Source organism: Margalitia sp. FSL K6-0131, assembly GCF_038008735.1.
Taxonomy (GTDB): Bacteria; Bacillota; Bacilli; order Bacillales; family Bacillaceae_C; genus Margalitia; species Margalitia shackletonii.
Map to the genome: position 1 here is coordinate 1,013,045 of NZ_JBBOZS010000001.1, position 22,139 is coordinate 1,035,183.

The 22,139-nt window shown below is 35.7% G+C and carries 22 protein-coding genes and 2 pseudogenes; 16 read left to right on the forward strand and 8 right to left on the reverse strand.

Features of this window, described 5'->3' with window-relative positions:
- Positions 1 to 192: 192 nt before the first annotated feature.
- Positions 193 to 1,362, reverse strand: coding sequence for an MFS transporter (locus tag NSQ59_RS04955; protein WP_340829780.1), 1,170 nt, complete (start codon positions 1,360 to 1,362; stop codon positions 193 to 195).
- 471 nt (positions 1,363 to 1,833) lie between these two features.
- The gene (locus tag NSQ59_RS04960) at positions 1,834 to 2,238 is read right to left on the reverse strand and encodes a MerR family transcriptional regulator (protein WP_340829782.1); all 405 of its coding nucleotides are present in this window, start codon (positions 2,236 to 2,238) and stop codon (positions 1,834 to 1,836) included.
- Positions 2,239 to 2,469: 231 nt separating this feature from the next.
- On the opposite strand from NSQ59_RS04960, the gene NSQ59_RS04965 reads away from it, so the two are divergent.
- Both NSQ59_RS04965 and NSQ59_RS04970 read left to right on the forward strand, forming a co-directional pair.
- Positions 2,470 to 3,510 (forward strand): NAD(P)-dependent alcohol dehydrogenase, encoded by a 1,041-nt coding sequence (locus NSQ59_RS04965; RefSeq protein WP_340829784.1) that lies wholly within the window; start codon positions 2,470 to 2,472, stop codon positions 3,508 to 3,510.
- Positions 3,511 to 3,866: 356 nt separating this feature from the next.
- Positions 3,867 to 4,484 carry an HAD family hydrolase gene (locus tag NSQ59_RS04970; RefSeq protein ID WP_340833137.1) on the forward strand — a complete coding sequence of 206 codons (618 nt, stop codon included), beginning with the start codon at positions 3,867 to 3,869 and terminating at the stop codon, positions 4,482 to 4,484.
- Positions 4,485 to 4,745: 261 nt separating this feature from the next.
- Here the strand turns inward: NSQ59_RS04970 and NSQ59_RS04975 are convergent.
- Positions 4,746 to 5,887 (reverse strand): annotated as a pseudogene (locus NSQ59_RS04975) (IS110 family transposase).
- Between the two features lie 400 nt (positions 5,888 to 6,287).
- Here NSQ59_RS04975 and NSQ59_RS04980 point away from each other — a divergent pair.
- Positions 6,288 to 6,902 (forward strand): HAD-IA family hydrolase, encoded by a 615-nt coding sequence (locus NSQ59_RS04980; protein WP_340829785.1) that lies wholly within the window; start codon positions 6,288 to 6,290, stop codon positions 6,900 to 6,902.
- Between the two features lie 73 nt (positions 6,903 to 6,975).
- The gene (locus NSQ59_RS04985; RefSeq protein WP_340829787.1) at positions 6,976 to 7,359 is read left to right on the forward strand and encodes a VOC family protein; all 384 of its coding nucleotides are present in this window, start codon (positions 6,976 to 6,978) and stop codon (positions 7,357 to 7,359) included.
- Between the two features lie 92 nt (positions 7,360 to 7,451).
- On the opposite strand, the pseudogene NSQ59_RS04990 reads toward NSQ59_RS04985, so the two are convergent.
- Positions 7,452 to 7,949: pseudogene (locus NSQ59_RS04990) on the reverse strand (YczE/YyaS/YitT family protein); the annotation flags it as partial.
- Positions 7,950 to 8,437: 488 nt separating this feature from the next.
- Between NSQ59_RS04990 and NSQ59_RS04995 the strand changes: the two are divergent.
- The 7 genes from NSQ59_RS04995 to NSQ59_RS05025 all read left to right on the forward strand — a co-directional run bounded on the left by NSQ59_RS04995 (position 8,438) and on the right by NSQ59_RS05025 (position 13,445).
- The gene (locus NSQ59_RS04995; RefSeq protein ID WP_055738425.1) at positions 8,438 to 8,890 is read left to right on the forward strand and encodes a MarR family winged helix-turn-helix transcriptional regulator; all 453 of its coding nucleotides are present in this window, start codon (positions 8,438 to 8,440) and stop codon (positions 8,888 to 8,890) included.
- A 21-nt stretch (positions 8,891 to 8,911) separates the two neighbouring features.
- A complete protein-coding gene (locus NSQ59_RS05000; protein WP_340829789.1) occupies positions 8,912 to 9,430 on the forward strand; it encodes a GNAT family N-acetyltransferase in 519 nt (172 codons plus the stop codon).
- Positions 9,431 to 9,451: 21 nt separating this feature from the next.
- Positions 9,452 to 10,069, forward strand: coding sequence for an FMN-binding negative transcriptional regulator (locus NSQ59_RS05005; protein ID WP_126649687.1), 618 nt, complete (start codon positions 9,452 to 9,454; stop codon positions 10,067 to 10,069).
- Between the two features lie 233 nt (positions 10,070 to 10,302).
- Positions 10,303 to 10,740: a spore coat protein gene (locus NSQ59_RS05010; protein ID WP_340829792.1), complete on the forward strand. Its 438-nt coding sequence runs from the start codon at positions 10,303 to 10,305 to the stop codon at positions 10,738 to 10,740.
- Positions 10,741 to 11,184: 444 nt separating this feature from the next.
- A complete protein-coding gene (locus NSQ59_RS05015; protein WP_340829794.1) occupies positions 11,185 to 11,961 on the forward strand; it encodes an SDR family oxidoreductase in 777 nt (258 codons plus the stop codon).
- A 20-nt stretch (positions 11,962 to 11,981) separates the two neighbouring features.
- Positions 11,982 to 12,308, forward strand: coding sequence for a hypothetical protein (locus tag NSQ59_RS05020; RefSeq protein ID WP_340829796.1), 327 nt, complete (start codon positions 11,982 to 11,984; stop codon positions 12,306 to 12,308).
- A gap of 39 nt (positions 12,309 to 12,347) precedes the next feature.
- Positions 12,348 to 13,445, forward strand: coding sequence for an alpha/beta fold hydrolase (locus NSQ59_RS05025; RefSeq protein WP_340829798.1), 1,098 nt, complete (start codon positions 12,348 to 12,350; stop codon positions 13,443 to 13,445).
- A gap of 441 nt (positions 13,446 to 13,886) precedes the next feature.
- Here NSQ59_RS05025 and NSQ59_RS05030 read toward each other — a convergent pair whose 3' ends face one another.
- Positions 13,887 to 14,252 carry a winged helix-turn-helix transcriptional regulator gene (locus NSQ59_RS05030; protein WP_055738431.1) on the reverse strand — a complete coding sequence of 122 codons (366 nt, stop codon included), beginning with the start codon at positions 14,250 to 14,252 and terminating at the stop codon, positions 13,887 to 13,889.
- A gap of 251 nt (positions 14,253 to 14,503) precedes the next feature.
- Here NSQ59_RS05030 and NSQ59_RS05035 point away from each other — a divergent pair, with 251 nt between their 5' ends.
- Positions 14,504 to 15,043, forward strand: a complete 540-nt coding sequence (locus NSQ59_RS05035) for an NAD(P)H-dependent oxidoreductase (RefSeq protein ID WP_340829800.1) — start codon at positions 14,504 to 14,506, stop codon at positions 15,041 to 15,043.
- 317 nt (positions 15,044 to 15,360) lie between these two features.
- On the opposite strand, the gene pdxR is transcribed toward NSQ59_RS05035, so the two are convergent.
- Complete coding sequence (gene pdxR, locus NSQ59_RS05040) at positions 15,361 to 16,812, reverse strand: MocR-like pyridoxine biosynthesis transcription factor PdxR (protein WP_340829802.1); 1,452 nt, start codon at positions 16,810 to 16,812, stop codon at positions 15,361 to 15,363.
- A 133-nt stretch (positions 16,813 to 16,945) separates the two neighbouring features.
- On the opposite strand from pdxR, the gene NSQ59_RS05045 reads away from it, so the two are divergent.
- Entirely contained in the window at positions 16,946 to 17,521 is a 576-nt protein-coding gene (locus NSQ59_RS05045; protein WP_340829805.1) for a LysE/ArgO family amino acid transporter, read from the forward strand.
- A 159-nt stretch (positions 17,522 to 17,680) separates the two neighbouring features.
- Here the strand turns inward: NSQ59_RS05045 and NSQ59_RS05050 are convergent, their stop codons facing one another.
- The gene (locus NSQ59_RS05050) at positions 17,681 to 18,592 is read right to left on the reverse strand and encodes a LysR family transcriptional regulator (RefSeq protein WP_055738435.1); all 912 of its coding nucleotides are present in this window, start codon (positions 18,590 to 18,592) and stop codon (positions 17,681 to 17,683) included.
- 189 nt (positions 18,593 to 18,781) lie between these two features.
- Between NSQ59_RS05050 and NSQ59_RS05055 the strand changes: the two genes are divergently transcribed.
- Positions 18,782 to 19,246, forward strand: coding sequence for a DinB family protein (locus tag NSQ59_RS05055; protein WP_340829807.1), 465 nt, complete (start codon positions 18,782 to 18,784; stop codon positions 19,244 to 19,246).
- A gap of 42 nt (positions 19,247 to 19,288) precedes the next feature.
- Complete coding sequence (locus NSQ59_RS05060; RefSeq protein ID WP_340829810.1) at positions 19,289 to 19,687, forward strand: nuclear transport factor 2 family protein; 399 nt, start codon at positions 19,289 to 19,291, stop codon at positions 19,685 to 19,687.
- A gap of 345 nt (positions 19,688 to 20,032) precedes the next feature.
- Here NSQ59_RS05060 and NSQ59_RS05065 read toward each other — a convergent pair whose 3' ends face one another.
- The gene (locus NSQ59_RS05065) at positions 20,033 to 20,509 is read right to left on the reverse strand and encodes a DUF2798 domain-containing protein (protein ID WP_340829812.1); all 477 of its coding nucleotides are present in this window, start codon (positions 20,507 to 20,509) and stop codon (positions 20,033 to 20,035) included.
- Positions 20,510 to 20,997: 488 nt separating this feature from the next.
- Between NSQ59_RS05065 and NSQ59_RS05070 the strand changes: the two genes are divergently transcribed.
- Entirely contained in the window at positions 20,998 to 21,942 is a 945-nt protein-coding gene (locus NSQ59_RS05070; RefSeq protein WP_055738439.1) for an aldo/keto reductase family protein, read from the forward strand.
- The last annotated feature ends 197 nt before the right edge of the window (positions 21,943 to 22,139 follow it).

Here is a 22,139-nt window from a genome sequence, read left to right on the forward strand (position 1 = left end):
AATGATAAGCAAGTTGAGAATCTACTTGAAAAGTGTCTTGAAGTTAGCCGATGGGCCCAACACCCTGGTTCGTGCAGATCAAAATCATTTGCTTCATCACAGTGGTTAGAGAAAGCTTCTAAACTCTTATACACCATAGAAATTAATAAAAGAAAGTAGGAACAAAAATCAAAAAGAAGTTGAATTTATTCCTTATCTAGAAAGTTGTTTTGTAGGACTATACAAATAGTTTCTTAGTAAAATAGTTACCAAACTTAGTATCAATGATAGAAATCCTACTAATACAACGTATTGTGTACCCATTTCTGATATAAATAACCCTCCTAAGGCTGCACCAAGTGTTGTTCCTATATTACAGGACGATAAAAATAATCCATTGGCAAAATCAGGCGCTTCAGGAGCTGAAGATGCAATCCAATATTGGTTTATGTTACCTCCTACTCCACCTAATATTCCCCAAATTAAGGTAATGAAAGCCATAGGTAAGGTAAATTGTCCAAATAAGAATAATAGGATGTAAACCACCACTAATGTAAAAGGAAAAGATACGACAAAAATATTCGCATTCTTAGTTAGTAATTTCCCTGCCACTATATTACCAATAATATTGGCGCCGCCGTATACGAATAATATGATGCTAATGGTGTTCGAAGACACATTCGTAACAGTTTTCAAATAATCAGCAAGATAACTATAAACGCCGAATATGGCTGAGTTTAATAAAATGACAGTCACAATGGAAAGCCATGTAATAGATTTTTTTAATACGGAAAATTGTGTACCATAAGATAGTCTTTCTTTAACAGGCATAGATGGTACAAAAATTAATGTAGCAATAAATACAATAGCATTAACAATAGTAAAGAATGCCATCGCCATTTCAAACGAAACAGTACTATCTATAAAACTTGCGATTGGCACACCGACTACCATACCGGCAGATACACCAATAAAAATTTTAGAAACAGCTTTTGGAGCTTCTTCCTCGCTAACCGAGGCAGCAGCTACTGTAAATGCCAAAGAACAATAAATTGGATGAAAAAAGGCTGGAATTACTCGGGCAATTAAAAGAATGGTAAAGTTAGATGTAAATATCGATATGATATTCCCTAAAACGAAAACACCTAGTACAAGCAACATGACCATTTTCCGATTTATACCCGAAAACAAAAGAGGCATCGTTGGACCAGATACTGCAACAATAAGGGCAAAAAAACTCACCAGCCATCCTGCTTTTGATATACTGACATGAAAGTGTTCAGAAATCGAAGGCAATATCCCAATAACCCCCATTTCCGTATTTAAAATGCCGAAGACCCCTATGGTTAATATGAAAATCAACAAATTATTTCGTTTAGCCAAAAATAACAACTCCTATCTTCCATTATGTCCAATTAAACAGTAAGTTCGTTCTATTGAAGGTACGAAAAATTAATGCTTACCTTGCGACATCATTTCTTTTTTTATAAATCAACAAGAACTATCCAAACTGTCGTTATTTACTTGAGTAAGTATAAAGGTTAGAGTGGACTCTAGTTCAAGGGGGAAATTCAAAAAAAGAAACTGGAGGTATTTTCATTGGCTTATCGTTTATAGTTAGCGCTAATTTGTAAGTCACATTGAAATTGTCATATAGAGGAAATTGCAGAAAAACTTATTATTATGATGCATAAGTGGTATTAGTGAACAAGAACTAAGAGACGTAGAAAAGAAGATACAAGTGGTTAACAATAAGCAACCCTTATAAAAAATTAGATTTATGACTGGAAATAATATTAATAGAGCCACCTATCCTTCAGATTAACCTTGAAGGACAGGTAGCTTCCTGTTTATTTAAAAATCCCCTATTTTATTGTTTTTATGAATATCTTCCGTTCCTGCATCCAATGCAACTTTGTAATATTTGCATTTATGATTTATGAGTTCCATTGTCTTATTTAGTTCTTCCAATTGTGCTTCTACAGCAGCTTTTCGCTCCAAGAACATGTCATATCTTTGCTGCAAGGTGGAATCGCCATCCGAACACCATGAAATGAAATCCTTAATTTCCTTAATAGGCATCCCGGTGGATTTTAGACATTGAATAACTTTTAATGCTTCAATATCGGAGTCTTTAAACAAGCGGGTTCCACTAGGAGTACGTTCTACAAAAGGCATTAGGCCCTCTTTGTCGTAGTAACGTAAGGTATATACTGTGAGATCTAATTCTTTTGCAACTTCGCTGATAGAATATGTCACCGTCTTTATCTCCTTTTTTTGATATAGACTTCGAGCTAGCTCTATGTTTTGGTAGCATTTTATAATGCTAAATACATAATGTCAACTTTAATTAGATTGAGTTGTAATTCAGCATATTTTCACTTGACCTAGAGTTAACTATAGGGATTATTCTAGTTTTGCAAGAGAAAGTAGGGCGAACTGATACAGGTCAATTCTCTTGAAATATCAATTTATTGGAGGTTTAACCAAATGATAACTGCTAAAGCACGAGCTGTCGACGGTCCAGACAAACCGTTTCGTTCAGCTGAAATTAAAAGACGTGACCTTGATTTACATGATGTGTTAATTGAAATTAAATATGCCGGCATATGCCATTCTGACATCCATACTGCTCACGGAGAATGGGGTCCAGTAAACTATCCACTTGTACCTGGACATGAGATTGCTGGAATTGTCACGGATGTTGGAGCAAAGGTCACAAAGTACAAGGTGGGTGACCGGGTAGGGGTCGGATGTATGGTTGACTCCTGTGGCGAATGTGAGAACTGCCTTAAAGGAGAAGAACAATACTGTCTCAAAGGAAATATTCCTACTTACGCTGGTATTGATAAATACGGTGAACCTACCCAAGGTGGCTATTCTACCCACATTGTTGTAACGGAGGATTTCGTCGTCAGAATTCCTGATAGCATTGAGCTTGACGTCGCAGCACCATTACTATGCGCAGGTATTACGACCTATTCACCGCTAAACCATTGGGGAGCCGGTACAGGTAAGAAGGTAGCGGTTGTAGGGATGGGCGGTCTTGGACATATGGCTGTCCAAATTGCACATGCCATGGGTGCCGAGGTTACGGTTCTTTCCCAGACATTGAATAAAAAGGAGGACGGATTGCAACTTGGCGCAGACCATTACTATGCCACAAGAGAACCAGAAACCTTCGAGAAACTTGCTGGATACTTTGACCTAATCATTAACACAGTAAGTGCAAAAATCGATATGGATGCATATTTCTCATTGCTTACCCTTGATGGCACGTTGGTTAATGTCGGTGCTCCTGGAGAGCCGTTGTCCCTAAACGTGATGTCTCTCATTGGTCATCGTCGTTCATTTGCAGGTTCCATGATCGGAGGTATCCGTGAAACTCAAGAAATGTTGGATTTCTGTGCAAAGCATAACATTGTTCCTAAGATCGAAATAATTTCTGCTGACCAAATTGACGAAGCCTATGAACGTGTCTTAGCTTCTGATGTCAAGTATCGATTCGTGATTGACATCAGTACAATGTGAGTTGTGTAATGATAAATTTCAATGATATTTTCGAGGATGTCCGAGATGCAGTTTCTAGGACATCCTTTTTTCCTTTTATATTGATTAGCTACAAATCTTAGAAGTTAGCATTGAAATGTAATATACTAATTTTGTGAAGAGATGTACTTAATAGTAACAGGAGCACTCCTTTAATAAGGGATGTTTTTTCTCAATGAAGTAAAGAGCAGATTTAGCACAACAATGAAAACGATGAATATCTATATAATGGAATTAAAGAAAATCAAAAATCTTGTAGGGTCATGAATAAAGATTTCTTTAAATTACATATTTGATAATAGGAGGATTTTATGGAGGAATATAGAGCTGAAAAGGTACTGGATAGTATAATTTTTGATTTAGACGGGACTATCTGGGATCCGATAGACACGGTTCTTAATGCGTGGAACAGTTGTATCAAAAAACACGGTGAAATAAAAGGAGAATTAACTCGTACTGATCTCGAAGGAATAATGGGATTACAGTTGAACGATATTGGCAAAAAGTTGTTTCCTTATTTAAGCGAGGAATTCAGTATGAAAGTGATAACTGAGTGTTGTGATTTAGAACTGGGGTATTTGAAGAAACAAGGAGGCAAACTTTACCGGAATGTCGAGAATGTATTGAACGTTTTATCTAAGAAATACAAGCTCTTTATCGTAAGCAACTGTCAAGACGGATACATTGAAACTTTTTATGAGTATCATAACCTGGAGAAATACTTTTTGGATTATGAAAATCCCGGAAGAACCGGCCTTTCAAAAGGGGAGAATATTAACTTAATTATCAGGAGAAATAATTTAACTGCTCCCATTTATGTAGGGGATACAGAAGGAGATTTAAATGCAGCCAGATATGCTGGAATTCCATTCGTTTATGCGAAGTATGGATTTGGACAAGTAAGTGAATATGATTGGGTGATTGAAAAGTTTGATGATCTGTTGAAAAACTTCTAAGTAATTAAAAATTCACTTATGCTAAAGGAACTAGAGCTGTAGATCCATTACGATTGCAGCTTTTTTCTGTGAAAATAAAATGGGCGAGCACTGGCAAAGGGTTTTGAATAGATACGACACATGTGCAATTTAAATTGGCGAACATGAGATTTGGGGCTTGTAAACGTGATTTTTTAGAAAAAAGACAACACTAAATAGAGGGTAGGATCTCTACTTTTTTTAAAAGATCATAACCTTGAGGAGTATTGTATTGTTGGATGACTAACTGGCTATAGATGGTTCAGAGAAGTGTTGCTTATTGAGAAATAAGGTATAAATAATTCTTAGAATTTTGTGTGCTATTGCCTGTAAAGCTTTTTTCTTACCCCGCCTTGCAGAAAGAGACCAAAAAACATTTGCCATTGAAGTATTTTTCGACCTTGATATTGCCCATGCGACCTCACATAAGGCTGATTTTATATGTGGATTTCCCGGCACACTTTTAGAACTTTTTTTTTACCAGCACTTTCATTATTTCCGGGTGAAACACCAGCCCAAGAAGCTAAATGTCTAGACGAAGGAAATTGGCTCATGTCTGTTCCAATTTCAGCAATAATACAAGCTGCCGTATGGTCTTTAACTCCAGGTATAGATAATAGAATTTCTTTTTCTCCTTGGTAAGAACTTAGAATTTTCTCCATGCGGGTTTCCAGTTCTTGTATAGATTTTTCCATGTACTCTATATGACTCCATGAGCTTTTGATCATAAACATTTGATGTTCATTTAGCGTTCCAAAAAGGGATTCAGATATAGTATCTGCTTTTTTTCGAAGTGAATGATGTATATTATTATCGATATCTGTTTTATCAAGATACCCTTTTTCCACCAGCTGATTTAAAAGTTTACGACCTGAGACTCCAAAGATATCAGAGATAACGGAGCCAAGTTTTATGTTAGAACACTCAAGTACTTTCGAGATTCTATTTTTTTCCGCAGTTAAGTTACCAATCCATTTCTTTCGTAATCGAGTTAAATCACGTAACTCTCTAAGATCTTGTGAGGGAACAAAACTTTTCTCAATTAAACCATGACGAAGAAGTTTGGCAATCCATTCTGCATCGGAAACATCAGTCTTACGACCAGGAACATTTTTGATTCGTTGGGCATTGGCAATGGTAATGTCAAAATATCCTTCAAGGATATTAAAGACAGGTTTCCAATAGATGCCCGTACTTTCCATAGCAATGTGAGTGATTTCTCTTTCCTCTAACCATTTCAATAATTCAAAAAGACTTTTGGTTAGGGTTGAAAAGGTCTTGATTTCTTTTTGGATGACTTCATCATTAGAGCCTGTTAAGGCACAAACAACAATTTCTTTTTGATGAACATCCATTCCAGCACAATGAGTTAATAAAATGTCCATAAGGAAAAACCTCCAAAATAATGTCTATGGAAAGTGGAATAAGCTTGGTCAAACAGCATTTTTCTGTACGTGATCATCTTCAAGAGTTGAAGAGTCGACATAGGGGTGTACACAAGGCAAATTCCAAACAGTTTCTTATACAGGGTTGAACCACCACAAAAAGCCACGTAAAGATTACTTTCCATAGCATTAACCAGTATGGAAAAATGGACAAAAATAAAAACCCCAGCATTGAAATAATTTTCATGCCGGGGTGTGAGTGTAAAATCATGTATGTTTCTTAATATAAAGTAAAATATTTTAAACAATAGTAAAATATAAACAAAAGTATTGAAGTATTTAGAAAGCTACCATTCAAAAGAGTGAAAAGCATAAGCAATTCTTAATTGGGGGAGTTAAATTGTACAAGCATATAATATGGGATTTTGATGGTACCCTTTTTGATACCTACCCAGTGATGGCAAAAATATTTAAGGAAGTACTTAAAGAACAAAAAATAGAAGAACCAATAGAAGAAATTATAAAACAAATGAAGGTATCTGCATCATCAGCATTAATATACTATGAAAAAAAGTATCAAATTGATAAAGAATTTATAGCAAAATATCAAAAACGAAAGAATGAGGCAGAATTAGAACTATCCAAACCATTTGATGCGATTGAGGAGATTTGTAAATACATTCATTCAACTAATAGAAATAATTATTTACTTACGCATCGTGGGGAATCCTCGATTGAGTTACTCAAAAAATATGGTTTATATGGATATTTTTCAGATTTTATTACATCCAAACAAGGTTTTGAGAGAAAGCCCAGTCCAGATGCAATTAATTACCTTATTAATAAATATAATATTATTCACTCAGAAGCTATAATGATTGGCGATAGAGATTTAGATTTATTATCAGGGAAAAATGCAGGGATAAGTGCATGCTATTTTACTGAAGGAAACGAAAAAAATAATAATGCTGACTATATAATTAATAACTTTCAGCAATTATACTCTATTGTTTGAATTTTTATAGAATGCAGCGAGAATAGAAATTTAATACGGAACCTAAAATGAATGTTTAAGGGGAGTAAGTAAAATGAACAACTTATTAATAGAATCGCACTGTATATTCCCGACACCAGATATAATTAATACCGCCAATTTTTATAAACAAAAGATGGGATTTAAAGCGGTACAGTTTATGGATGCAAAAGAACCACATATATGTTTATATCGGGATACGACAGAAATTATCCTAACTAAGACTAACGGACAAAAAGTTATACCTAATAGAGATTTATATGGATATGGGTATGATGCTTACTTTATCACAAAAAATCAAGAAGAACTTCAAGCAGAGTTCATCAATTCGAATGTTAAAATAGTACGCTCATTAGATAAAACTGATTACAATAATAAAGAATTTGTTGTTGAAGATATAGATGGAAGATGGATAGCATTTGGTATAAAAGCAGGTTAATTGAAGTTACGTTTGTAAGTAAAAAGGAGATATAAAAACCGGACCGACATTTTATAGAGCTCTAGTATGTTCGGTCCTTTTAATATAAACAGCTAACCACAATTAGAATGGTTTTTATCATTATCATCGTTTGGTAATGTACTAGATGGTGTGAATATGCGATCTAATACTTTTTTAGTAATTGGCATAAAGTAATTAAGTATTAGCCCTCCTAAACAAACGGTTAATAAAGTTCCAACGCCAATTGGTCCATTTAAAATCATTGCGATTACCAAGAATACGATGTAAATCAATGTTCTCGAAAAATATATATTCGTTTTAGTTAATTCTTGTAGGATTAATGTTAAACGGTCAACTGGAATCAGTGCAAAATTAGTGTGTAAATATGTTGCAGTTCCTAGTCCTATAACAACTATGCCGATTCCAAAACAAACAAATTTGCTGTACCAAAGTTCAGGTGTTATAAAAAAGTGCAATAAGAAAATCCACATATCAATACCAATCCCCGTTATAAATGTCGTTAACAACCCCAAAATTTCTGGCCTTTGTCTTTTTTAAAATGAATTACAACATATTAATATTAGACTTATTTTTCGTTGTTGATTTTCGATTAGGTATGAGAATTCTTAGGCGGAGAATTTCCGGCTAATGTAAATAAGGGAGGGTTAAGAAGTAGATATAAGCGGAGATATTCCGATTAACTGCTCTAAATAGGGCAAAATCCAAGGATTTGGATAAGATAAACGGAAAACCTCCCCTTATTTTTAGAGAAATAGGAGTATTTCTAAATTTAAACGGAATTTTTCCGTTTATTTTTCAAACAGGTAATAATCAACATTCAGTTATAACAGAGCATAATATTAAAGCTATTATTATTTCCCAACTTCCTACAGTTAGCCCCACCTTTACGGACAGTCCTACCAAAAGTGCATCAAATGGTTAAGTTCCAAGATCTGATTGTATCACTTTACCCGACCTCTTTTTGATTTTTTGTTGCAAATGCAACAAATTTAAGTTAAATTTAATGCATAGTATTTTTATTGCATTTGCAACAAAAATAAGTATTAAGGAGTTAATGATGAAGGAAATTCTTCGTGAAATTGGAATGATAGCAAGGGCATTAGATTCTATAAGCAATATAGAATTCAAAGAATATGATCTGACAAAAGGGCAGTATTTGTACCTTGTGCGAATATGTGAAAACCCTGGAATCATTCAAGAAAAGGTAGCAGAGATGATTAAAGTAGATCGAACAACAGCATCTCGTGCAATTAAAAAACTTGAAATAAATGGATTTATTGAAAAGAAAGAAGATGAACAGAACAAAAAAATTAAAAGACTCTTTCCAACAGAGAAAGGAAAAAATGTTTATCCTTTTATAAAGAGAGAAAATGATTATTCGAATGCCGTTGCATTAGAGGGATTTTCCGAAAAAGAAACAGAAACCATTTTCGATCTTCTTCAGAGAGTAAGAAAAAATATAGAAAAAGACTGGGAATTTGTGAAAAAGGGAAACAAGAGAAATTATTGATTATATAAAGGAGCGACATACATGACTATAAATATTAAAAAGTGTACCCTTGAAGATTTACGCACACTTCAAAAAATCAGTTCTGAAACATTTTATGAGACATTTAAGCATCAGAATTCAGCTGAAAATATGAATGCCTATTTGGAAAAGGCATTTAACGTAAAACAGTTAGAAAAAGAATTATCCAATATTTCTTCGCAATTCTTTTTTGTTTATTTTCATAATGAAGTTGCTGGATATTTAAAGGTTAACACCAATGATGCTCAGTCAGAAGAAATGGGTGATGAATCGCTTGAAATTGAGAGAATTTATATAAAGAACCAATTTCAAAAGCATGGGCTTGGTAAATATCTGCTAAATAAAGCGACGGAAATTGCGATGGAAGGTAATAAAAAGAAGATCTGGCTAGGCGTATGGGAAAAAAATGATAATGCTATTGCATTTTATAAGAAAATGGGGTTTGTTCAAACTGGAGCCCACTCTTTTTATATGGGGGATGAAGAACAAACGGACCTTATCATGACCAAAACACTCCTATAATTTTTTTGAAAGGTGGTTATTATGTATATTCCAAAATATTTTCAGGTCACAAATGTGGATGAAATTTGGGACTTTGTTCAAAAAAACTCTTTTGGCACGATAGTCACAACAGAACAAGGGAAACCAATTGCCACTCATTTGCCTTTGCAGTTAAATAAAAAAGGTGATGATTACTATATTACGGGGCATATGGCTTATGCGAACCCTCAATGGAAAACGTTCGAGGGTGAGAATGAAAATGTCCTTGTTATGTATCAAGGCCCACATGCGTACATTTCATCATCTTGGTATAATCATGAAAATGTACCGACATGGAATTACCAATCTGTCCATGTATATGGAACACCCAGTATTATGAGTGAACAAGAGTTGGAAGAGGATCTTATTTTATTATTGCAAAAATACGAACGTCATCGTAAGAATGCTGCTCTATGGGAAAATCTTTCTCCACAAACGAAGAAACAAATAAAAGGGATTGTTGGGTTTAAAATTAAAATACAAGAAGTTCAAGCAGCATATAAATTAAGTCAAAATCGAAATGAAGAGGACTACCGCAACATTATTGATAAGCTGAATGAGGAAGAGGATTTACATTCGCATCAAATGGCAGAAGTCATGAAAAACTCGTATAGAAGGTAACAGAACCAACCTTATGTGTAATTTACAGAGTAAGTCTGAAAAAGAGGATTCTTAGTTGGAATCCTCTTTTTGATGGTTTTCTATCTTTTTATCTTGTAATTCATAATAAAGCTTGATTAATTTTATTGAAAAGAGATTTGTCAAATTCCGCAAATATGCTGATTGTTTTGTCCAACTCCCTATCCATCCTATGCATACCCTAATAGGAAATTGATTGATAAGGAGATGTAAGAATGTCATCACACCATAAAGAAAAACACAGAAGTAAGGACAGAGACAGAGACAGGAAAAAAGACCGGGAAAAATACAAACAAAAAATTTTAAATAATATAGATACCAAGCAAAAAGGATTGCAGGGGTTATTTATACGTGATTCACACAATATTCAGGTAACACAAACGGAGATACAAGGTTTAATACTCGTTCAAGCAGCACTTCAGGCAACTCTTGAAGCCTCTATCCTTGTATTGGGCAGTGAAGACAAAGATGTTAAGCAGCTGCAAAAAGTGGCTCAAAATTTAGAAGCAGCTCAAAAGCAGTATCAAACGATAGTTATAGAAAATTCAGAAGGCATTAAAGTTACACAAACGGAAGTACAGGTAGAAGTGGTAGTGCAGGCAGCAATCAATCTTTTAACACAATTGCTCTTAAAGAGTGATTTATCTAGTTAGCGTTATGAAGATGACCCCTGTTTTTCAGTATTGGACAGAGGTCATCTTTTGTAGTTATTACTTTGCCATTCATTTTATAAGAGGTCTAAAGATTCCCTTTAACCAGTTGATTTCGATTGGCGGTTATTCCTCCAAATTATGGTCAGTCATAAAGTTGCTCCATCTTCTACATATAGGGAAACACCAAGAAACATAAAACACTTATATCTTTTCTCCCACTAACTGTTGCCCCATGGGTGTATTCTCTTATCTTCATTCAAAACATACAACTAAAAATGGTTTAGTCTATGTTCTTATGCAATGAAAAATATGCTTAAGACAGAAATATCATTTCGTGCACCACCTTCATTCAACTTTACTATAATATAAAGAATTTAAAATATGACGGAAAAGATTCTGTGTTTAAAGCATTCTTGTAATTCTTTGTATAAGGAGATGATGTATGTGGGGATAAATGATCTTTTTAGTCTATCTGGTAAAACAGCTATTGTTACAGGCGGAGGAAAGGGTTTAGGTGCAGAAATGGCTAGTGCACTTGCTAGCGCTGGAGCAAATGTTGTTGTATGTTCACGAGATTTAGAAGCATGCCAATTAGTTGCTGATCAGTTAAAAAAATGTGGTGTTGGCTCATTAGCTTTTAAATGCGATGTAACTGACCAAAAAGAAATTGAAAATGTAGTCAGGGAAACGATCAAAGAGTTTGGAAAGATAGATATTTTAATTAATAATAGTGGAACTTCGTGGATTGGGCCTGCTTTAGAATTGCCTGAGGAAAAATGGGACAAAGTCATGGATGTGAATGTAAAGGGAGTATTTCTTTTTAGTCAGGCTGTAGCAAAGGAAATGATAAAGCAAGGGAGCGGAAAAATTATTAATATCGCATCTGTTACTGGATTTGGTGGCACACAACCAGAATTATTAGATACGATAGCCTACAATACGAGTAAAGGTGCCGTTATGACATTCACAAAAGATTTGGCCATTAAATTAGCACGTCATAATATTCAAGTAAATGCCATCGCACCAGGATTCTTTCCTACTAAAATAAGTCAAAAGGTAATAGATAAAGCTAACTCATATATTCTAAGTCAAATACCGTCAAGAAGATTCGGAAAGGCAGAAGACTTACACGGAGCAACTGTCTTCTTAGCCTCAAGCGCATCCGATTATATGATTGGACATGTTTTAGTCATAGATGGAGGAATAAGTAGTTTAGTCTAGTAAGAAAGGAGAAAAAAGCAGTGGAGAATAACGAGCAAGTAGAACTCTATAAAGCTTTAAAATTAGCTGGTTTTAAAGTGGAGCAAGAAGTAAATAATTGGATTAAAGATCAGCTTAATCACAAGAATTTTGTGCAAGGAACAAACATTGCCGGCAAGTATTATGTCCATGCAATGAAATGCGTTCAAAATAGGATGGGGAATTTGTTGTTACATTTAAATATTCCATCGAAAAAAGAGGTTACGAATATAGGTAAATTGGTGTTACAAGTGGAAGAAAAAATAGATAAGGTGGAAGATCAGGTAATTTCACTTCAGCAACAAGTAGAGAGTTTGAAAAATGGGTAGGGGACTACTTGTTTTATCATAAAGGAGATGAAGTAACCTGTGGATAAAAAGGATGATTATCCAAATAGCTTGAATACGAGGACAACTGATTTAGTAAATGCAAATATTAATTTAAGGAAAGAATTTTCAAGGTGGAAAGGCTTTATCAACCATTGGACAGACAGTGAATTAACGCAACAACCTACACCAAGGGAGGCAATCTGGAAAAAAAACAAGGCTACATTATGGTACTATCCTTCCTCACAGAAGAAATATAAAACTCCATTATTTTTAATCTATTCCCTAGTGAACCAACCATTTATATTAGATTTATTACCTAATGAGAGTGTTATACAATCATTTACTGAAAATGGCTTCGATGTTTATCTATTAGATTTTGGGATTCCTAGAGAGGAAGATAGTGATATTACTGTCGACCATTATATAGTAGATTATATCAAGCGAGGAGTAATTAGGGCACTTCGTCACTCTAATGCTGAAAAAATAAGTATTGTTGGTTATTGTCTTGGAGGAACTTTAGCAGCAGTATATACGGCAATATCTAACGAACCAATCGAAAATTTAATTTTAATGGTTACTCCTATTGATTTTCAGTATTTTCCTTCATATGACCAATGGGTTGAAGCGTTAAGAGCGGGTACTATAAATGCAGATGATTTTATTGACGCTTATGGAATCATCCCAGCGGAATTTGTAAAGTTTGGGGTAAGATTACTTACATCACCCGTTTATTTCAGTCATTATCTATCTTTATTAAACCGATCTGATGATCCAAACTATGTACTTAGGTGGAAACTTTTTAATAAGTGGACAAAAGAACATATTCCGTTTGCTGGGGGTGCAATGAAACAATTAATCAATGATTTTGTAAAGGAAAATAAGTTGATCAAAGGGGAACTTATGATACGGGAGAAAAAGGTTAATCTAAACAATATTAAGGCAAACCTTCTTGTTGTTTCCTCCAATTTAGATCATCTTGTCCCAAAGGAACAAAGCATGCCTATTTTAGATTTCGTTTCAAGTCAGGATAAAACGTATAAACTTCTCCAAGCCGGTCACACTCATTTATTTGTAAAAAATAACAAACTTCCAGATTATCTGGAAGAATGGTTGCCTCAACGTTCAGATCCACTTTGATATGATGATTGGGAAATTATTGCAATCCGCCAAACTCACCTACCCTAGTATCAGTGAATAAAGAAGAAAGATAGGAGAGAATGTTATGTATATACTTTATTCAAGTAAGTGGAGGAATATGGAACCGTATATCGATTATTTAGGGTTTGCTAGCATGGTTTACCTCGATTTTTTCATAAATCAACAACAATGATAAAATGATCTTATCTCTACTCCATTCCCATCAGCGGATTGGAGTTTTTTCATTAAAAAATAATAACTTTTATTTAGTGTTGATGCAATGTCAGGATTTGCAGTTCATTACGATAATGTGAACTTTAAGCTTTGTAATAAAAAGCTTGGGAAAGAAGTTATGCTGATTTCTGATAAAAAAGTTCGAAATAAAATGGGTATTTACGGGAACGAAAAAAGATTTCTTCATCAGAGTTTTTTTCATTGAGATCAAAGGGTATTCGCGTCGTCCTCATTCGCATTTTCCATAAATTCGATATGTTTAAATCCCCATTCGCACATTTCGGTCAAGACGGAACCTAACGTTCTACCGTGATCGGACAAAAAATATTCCACTTTGGGTGGAATCTCTTTATACACTCGGCGTATGATGAGTTCGTCTCTTTCCATCTCACGAAGCTGATTAGTGAGCATTCCTTGCGTGACATTCGGAAGCAGACGTCTCAATTCCCCGAATCTCTTTGTACCTTGATGCAGTAAAATAAACAAAATGAGTGGCTTCCATTTTCCTCCTATCACCTGCAGAGTGGCTAATATTCCCTGTGTCTTATAAGAATCGCGAATCTCCTCTTGCATCTTACCATCTCCCAATCACATGATCTTTACCTTGTTAGTTGTAATTTTATCAGAGTATCCAGAATGAAAACAGTACGATGATTTATCATACTTAGTACGTTTTACCATACTACCTGCCGACTCAGACGTCGTCTATGGTACGTTTCATAGGACTTAGTCTGTAAAAAAAGCGTACTTTGCAAAACTGAAATTCCGCACAATAATAGGGGTGTAGTTCATGATGCTACGAAAAATGAGAAAGGATGATCGTTATGAAAATTATGGTTATCACTGCACATCCCAATCTAAATAATTCCCGTGCCAATCGGGCGTTAGTACGAGAGCTGAAAAATCAAACTAATATTTATATTCGCGACCTTTATCAGGAGTACCCCAATTGGAATATTGATGTGGAAAGAGAACAACAATTGCTGCTTCAATATGACCGGGTTGTGTTTCAGTTCCCGTTCTATTGGTATAGTTGCCCTCCTCTTTTAAAAAAGTGGTTCGATGATGTATTGACGTTTGGTTGGGCATATGGACCAGGAGGAGATAGTTTGAAAGGCAAAGAGTTTATCATTGCTACAACGACGGGAGGTTCCGAAAATTGCTATCGAGCAGGCGGAGACAATTGGTTCACGATCAGTGAATTTTTAAAACCTATCCAAAGAACGATTACCAAATGTAATGGAATTTATCTTCCTGCATTCGTCACCTATAGTGCAAACGAATGCACGGATGAATATCTTGAGCAAGAGGCTAAAAAGTATGCGGAATATATCCAAACTTTTATACGTGTGCTGGTCCATTAATCTCCAAGTTCCTAATAATGCAATGAAAGGAAAGCTCTTACCATTGTAATGTATAACTTATTAAATACCATAAGACACTTTATGTGAAATTAGGTAGAAAAAGGTAATTCATATTCCTGCTAGATAACAATCCATTTTGATCAATCCTATTTTCAAAATGGATTGCTATTATTTATTGTAATATGTAGTTTGCAAGGCATTTTTGCTCAAACTTTATTTCAACGCCAAGAAGGAGACCATGAAACCATTCACTTTAAATCAAAATCTTAGTTGTATTGTTACCCGAGCTGTTAACTTCCAAGCTTCCGTTAAAGCCATTATTTGGAGATCATTTTTACAATTTTCGATAAACGTTTAAGACCATTCTCTATATTCGAAAGAGAGGCAAATGAATAGGATATCCGGAGATATTGATCAGCTTGGTTATCATAAACATTTCCCGGATTCAGTAATATTCCTTCTGTAAGTGCCATTTCAAATAATCTTCTCATTGAGAGCGACGGTAACAAACGCAACCAAATATAAAATCCTCCAGTTGGTTTTTCCCAAACTGCAATGTCAGAAAAATACTTGTTCAAAGTATCTAAAGTAAAGTCTCTGCGAGTTTTCAGTTGTTGTCTTACTTCGTGAAGATGTTCATAGTAAAGTCCGCTGGAAAGCCATTCTACTGCAGCCCACTGAGATAAAGAGCTGGAACCGTAATCCGTTTGCATTTTAATATCCGCTAAGTGCTCCACTACTGGTTCTGGACCAACAATCCAACCGATACGAAAACCAGGACTTAAAGATTTAGATAAACTCCCCAAATAAAGTACAAGTCCATGTTTGTCAAAAGCCTTTATTGGTTTTGGCGGATTTTCATCAAACCATAATTCTCTGTATACATCATCTTCAATCAAAGGTAGTTGTTCTTGATGACAAATATCTAGTAATTGTTTGCGTCTTTCCAATGTCATTAAAGTTCCAGTAGGATTATGAAAGGAAGGGATGGTATAGAGTAAAGCAGCTTTTTGCTGTTTTTTATATTGTTGAATCAGATTGGCTTGAATTCCTTCTTTATCCAAAGGGATGCCCACTAGATGCATACCTGCTGATTGAAAGACATTTAATGAATGAAGATACGATGGCTTTTCTGTTAATACGGTAGAACCCCTATGCAATAAACCAACACTAATAAGCTGTAGAGCTTGTAATGCACCTGATACGATTAAAATGGATGATGGTGAAGCAGGAATTCCTATTGTTTTTAAATAGTTAGCTATCTGTTCTCTTAATGGCAGCAACCCTTTTGGCTCTTCATAGCCATAAGAAATTTCTTTATTCGACAATTGATGGAATACTTTTTTCATAGATGTACTAGGAATCAGATGTGGCGATAATTCACCGGTTCCCAAACGAATGATGTTAGGGGAAAATTCCGCTTGATTTATTTCATGAATCGTTGGCAAATTTGGCTTGTGCGTTCCGAAACTTACATATGAATTCCAATCAGGGGGAGGGGTAGTAGCTAGCAGGTTCCAAGTATTATTTACTACTTTTGTTCCACTGCCGCTTTTTCCCTCAATGAGTCCTTCAGCTATTAATTCTTCATATGCAGTTACAACTGTACTTCTATTAACTTCTAAAACTTTTGCTAAAGTACGTTGGGGTGGGAGTTTATATCCTAAGGTCCACTCTCCATTGGATATTTTTTCTTTAATATAATCAGTTATTTGTTTATGTAATGGTACTGACGATGACTTATTTGGCTTCCAATCGCTTTTAAACATCAAGATGGTTCTCCTTTTTTAATTATTATATTACTTGGTTGGTTTGGATTCCATCCAATTGGTTGGAGACAAAAGCAAAACTTCAAAATAAAATAAGATTCGTTGAATCCTATATAAGAAAGGGAGAACATAGATGTTAGAAGCATTTTTTCATGGTTTTATTCTTGCATTAGGGCTGATTCTTCCTCTTGGTGTCCAAAATGTTTTTGTTTTTAATCAAGGGGTACTTCAGCGACGTTTTGCTCATGCGCTACCAGTCATCATAACAGCTTCTTTGTGTGATACTCTCTTAATCCTAGTATCTGTTTTGGGTGTTTCATTTGTTATTTTAGGCTCGTACTGGATAAAGATGATTTTAATTGGGGCAGGTTGTATTTTTTTAATCTATATGGGATGGACCACATGGAATAGTAAACCAAGTAGTGAAAGGGAAGTAAGTGCGAATAAATTTTCTTTAAAGAAACAAGTATTGTTTGCAGCTTCAGTTTCCTTACTCAACCCTCATGCCATCATGGACACTGTAGGTGTAATCGGAACAAGTTCATTAAGATACCAAGGGGAAGATAAAGTAATCTTTGCTTTTGCTTGTATATTGGTTTCATGGATTTGGTTTTTGGGGCTTGCACTGATTGGTCGAATAAGTGGAGAACTTGATAAATCCGGAAAATTTTTGTTGATATTAAATAAAATATCAGCCCTAGTAATGTGAGGGGCAGCAGTATATCTTTTGTTTACTTTAATTAGTAAATAGCACGAGTTTTGGGTTGTAGTGAAGTAATGTACTCGTTAAAAGGGCAGGGGAGTTGAAAAGGGATTTACTTGCAATAAAACACATTACTATCTCAACATGCCCCTGCTCTACATATTATTACCCCAACGATCGATTAGAAAGATCCTCTACACTTTGTATGAAAGACTGTAATTCGTCTATAAATATTTTTGCAGCTTTCCCCATAAATTTGTCCGTTCGATAGATGATGCAAATATCCTGACTTGGTGTAGGATTGAGTAGCGATACGGCAGAAATGTTATCACGTTTCAGGTAATCAAGCAGCAGTCGCGGAAGAATTGCCGCTCCTATTCCTTGTTCAACTAAAGACAGAAGTGTTGATAACGTTGAGGTTACAATAGAATTGTCTATAGTAATCCCTTTTTCTTTACAACTAGAATGAACTACCCTTGAAATCTGGTGTTCGGGACCGAACATTACTAGTTTAAGTTGCTGTAATTGTTCAAAGGGGATCGCCTTTGACTTCGCAACGGGGTGATCTGAATGAATTGCCAGAGCAAACTCCTCATGGAACAAAGGGATGATTGAGATACGAGGATCAGGATTCGTAGGGACAATGGTAACTCCTAGATCCCTTGTTCCGTTGACAACCTGTTCATACACATCCACGGTTTCCGTAACGCTAATGGAAAGTTTGGGATACGTACGGTGGAAATTGATCAACAATGTATCAAAAAGCAAATCTCCGTCTCCTGGAAGAATCCCAATGTCTAGCATGCCGCCTTCCATTCTCTTCAGATCGGTAATCGCTCCCTTTATATAGTCGATACGATCGAAAATGATTTCACTTTGCTCCAGCAAGATCTTTCCTGCTTCTGTCAATGCAATCCGCTTGCCAATACGGTCGAACAAGGGCATCCCGAGCTCATTTTCCAAAAATTTAATCTGCTGACTCAAATTAGACTGTGTCGTGCATAGGTTCTCGGCCGCCCTTGTGAAATGCAATTCCTTACAAACTGCGGCAAAATACTCAAGCTGTCTAAATTCCATCCCCTACTTCCCCTTCCCCTTTTTAATAATTGATCTTCATTCTTTATTATAATAGATGACCTATTTTATTCCAGTGAATCATTACTGAAACCGATTAATTAAATCGGAATCTCGTGATTGTTGCTTGTGGAAGAGAAAGTTACACTTTAGATGTGAAAGCAAAACAATTTAACGGGAGGAATTTTAATTATGGAAAAATCGATTATTACTACTGGAAAGGTTCTACGTCAAATCTTGATTGGTCAGCTTCAAAACATTTCGGAAAATCAATTTGATATTCAAGCGAAAGGTTTCAATAACACGATTCGCTGGAATATAGGTCACATAGTGTACTGGATGGATAAATACTCGCAGTTATCATTCGGACTTAAATCTGACATTCCAACTGAATACGAAATGCTATTTGGGTCCGGAACCAAACCTTCGGAATGGACTACTACGCCACCCTCGAAAGAAGAGCTGCTTGAACAATTAAAGGCTCAGCTTATCCGTTTCTCAGAGCTAACGCCCGAAATGCTCGATATGAACCTGGAATCGCCTTTTATCATGGGCCCATTCCAGTTCGTGTCTTCCGGCGAGTTGTTTAACTTCGCACTGATGCATGAGGCTATACATCTTGGGGTTATTTCGAGCCAGCTTAAAGCAGTCCAATAAAGGTAATAACATGCCAGCTCTAAAAAAGGAGATTGATGCTATATGAAACCGGATCAAGTGCTACTTCAATACTTCCACAATTTAGTGGATATGGATAAGGCCCTCAGTTATGTACACAAAGACGCCACGTTTATCGCTGCATTCGAGAAGGAGTCGGATAGACACCATTTTTATGGGACTTATTACGGGGTAGAGGGTGTAAGGACGCTATTATCCAAGTTCCAGAAAGATCTAGATACCCAGGAATTCGAAATCAATAAGGTACTTGCTGATGAAACCACAGCTTTAGCTTGGGGAAGATTTAAGCATCTGATCCGTCCTACCGGAAAAATGTTTGAAAGCTATTGGGCCGTGGTTTGCGAAGTGCAAGATGGCAAGATTAAGTATTTCCGTGGTTTTGAAGATACTGGGGCCTTGGAGGCAGCTTTTTTAGTAGATTAATTTTTCCTGGTAAGCATTAATAGGGGGATTATCATTAATAAAAAAACAATTTCAAGGGTTATGAGAATTTCTGCGAATAAGAGAGCACACGAGTGATATTCGTATCCTACCGAGGGAGTGAAAGTAAGAAACAAAAAAACTGCTTAATGTATTAAAGAAAGGCGTATTTTGCTCGACGAGATCTTTGTCCTGCGGGCAGGTACGTTCTACCCCGGATACCTTGATTATACGAACGTCCTCAGGTTAGTTTTTAAACAGGAAATAATGGACTAATCCATAGCATATGAATGTGTATTAAGTTTTACCTAAAAACAAGCACGCTACGAAAAAGTAGCTTGCTTGTTTTTAGGTATTGAGATGTTGCGTAGATGGTTTAATGTATTTAGTCAAAAGCCAACGTGATATTGGTCCAACAATTAGTAATTGCGATGGAAGAGCCACGATAGAGTTTAAACCAACAGTTTTAATGTATGCGCTGAAAACGGAACCTTCAATTCCTGTCATAATAGCCGTTAAAATAAGTCCATATATCGACATAATAAGAACCATCATAGGGACCATGCAAAAAGCAAGCGCCACAATAAAGTTGAGTTCTTTAGATTTTTCATAAGGGAGAGATAATGCAATTTTGCGTGCTCTCGGTTCTACTAATGATTCCGTGACAAAAGCAAGGAGGAATATTATGACAAATTGAACAATTCCTCTACCAACTGTAAAAGATGAAACTCCGTGTAAAATTGTATTGTAAACAGACATAATAAGAACCATTCCAAAACACATAAATAACCCGAAAATTATGCCCTCTTTTTTATTACTTGGCAATTAAAACATCCTTTCTTTCAGAGAATAATGTAATTATATAGGTTCAATTTTTTTCGCATAAGTGACATGTTTGTGAACTTTATATTAGTCTAACTAGTCTGTGTTTTTCGGGTGATCGTCTGCCCGCAGATTTTCCACATCCAAAGCAGGATTTTTAGAGATGTTGTCGTATTGCATTTTTATACGATAGTGAATAGTATTTTAGTTTTACTTATCATTTGTTTTGCATATACATTCCAACAGCCAATATAAACAACTGGGAAATCCACAGATTATACAGCTTTGTGTTTGCAATCTCCACCAAAAAGATTGGGAATAAAAGCCGTGGATATAAATTGGGATGACATTAGGATGGGGAAATTTTCTATTTATAAACGGTAACGCTGAAAACTAAAAATGGAAAAGAGCTAACTGTTTGGATGGAAGTGTATAAGACAAAACATATAGTATTTTTATTTTGTGTCACGAAATTATTTGGAGGGATGAACATGGAATACCGTCGTTTAGGAAGAACAGGACTAAAAGTGAGTGAAATAAGTTTAGGGAGCTGGCTTACATATGGTGGGTATGTGGAGGAAGAAAATGCTACAGCTTCTATCGATAAGGCCTATGACCTTGGGATAAATTTTTTTGATACTGCCAATGTTTATATGCAAGGGGGAGCAGAAATTGTAGTCGGAAAAGCCCTAAAGAAGTACGTACGCGATTCCTACGTTTTAGCCACAAAGGTATTCTGGCCAATGGGTGATGGGCCGAATGATCGTGGGTTATCCCGAAAACATGTAATGGAACAATGTCATGCGAGTCTAAAACGTTTGAACACCGATTATGTGGATATTTATTATTGTCATCGTTTTGATCAGGAAACGCCACTCGATGAAACATTGCGGGCTTTAGATGACCTTGTGCGCCAAGGAAAAGTATTATATATCGGGGTTAGTGAATGGACAGCTGAGCAAATTACAGAAGCGGTGCATCTTGCAGACAAAAAGCTCCTTGACCGAATTGTAGTGAATCAGCCACAATACAGCATGCTTGAAAGGTATATTGAAAAGGACATCATCCCAGTATGTGAAAAACATGGTATTGGCCAAGTCGTTTGGTCTCCTCTTGCCCAAGGTCTTTTAACTGGTAAATATCAGAAGGGTTCTCAGGCACCTGCAGGAAGCCGTGCATCACAAGAAAAATACAGTAATCTTTTTGGATTACTAACGGAGGAGAATCTCGATAAAGTGGAATTACTAAAAGAGGTCGCCAACGACAATGACATGTCACTTGTCACCCTCGCACTATCGTGGATTTTGCGACAACAAAATGTCTCCAGTGCTCTTGTAGGGGCGAGCCGCCCTGAACAAATAGAGGAAAATGTAAAAGCATCAGGTGTAAAGTTAAATGATGAAACACTCGCTCGAATTGAGGATATTTTAAGATAAGGATCTGTGAAAAATTAGGGAATATCTTTTCACTATGAGTTCTTGTTAGACTAAAGGGTGCAAGAGTCAAAGAATCAGGGTTGCTGCGGCAATCCTTTTTTTTGTTAGGGTCTGTTATAACTGAATGTTGATTTTACCTGTTTGAAAAATAAACGGAAAAATTCCGTTTAAATTTGGAAATACTCCTATTTCCCTAA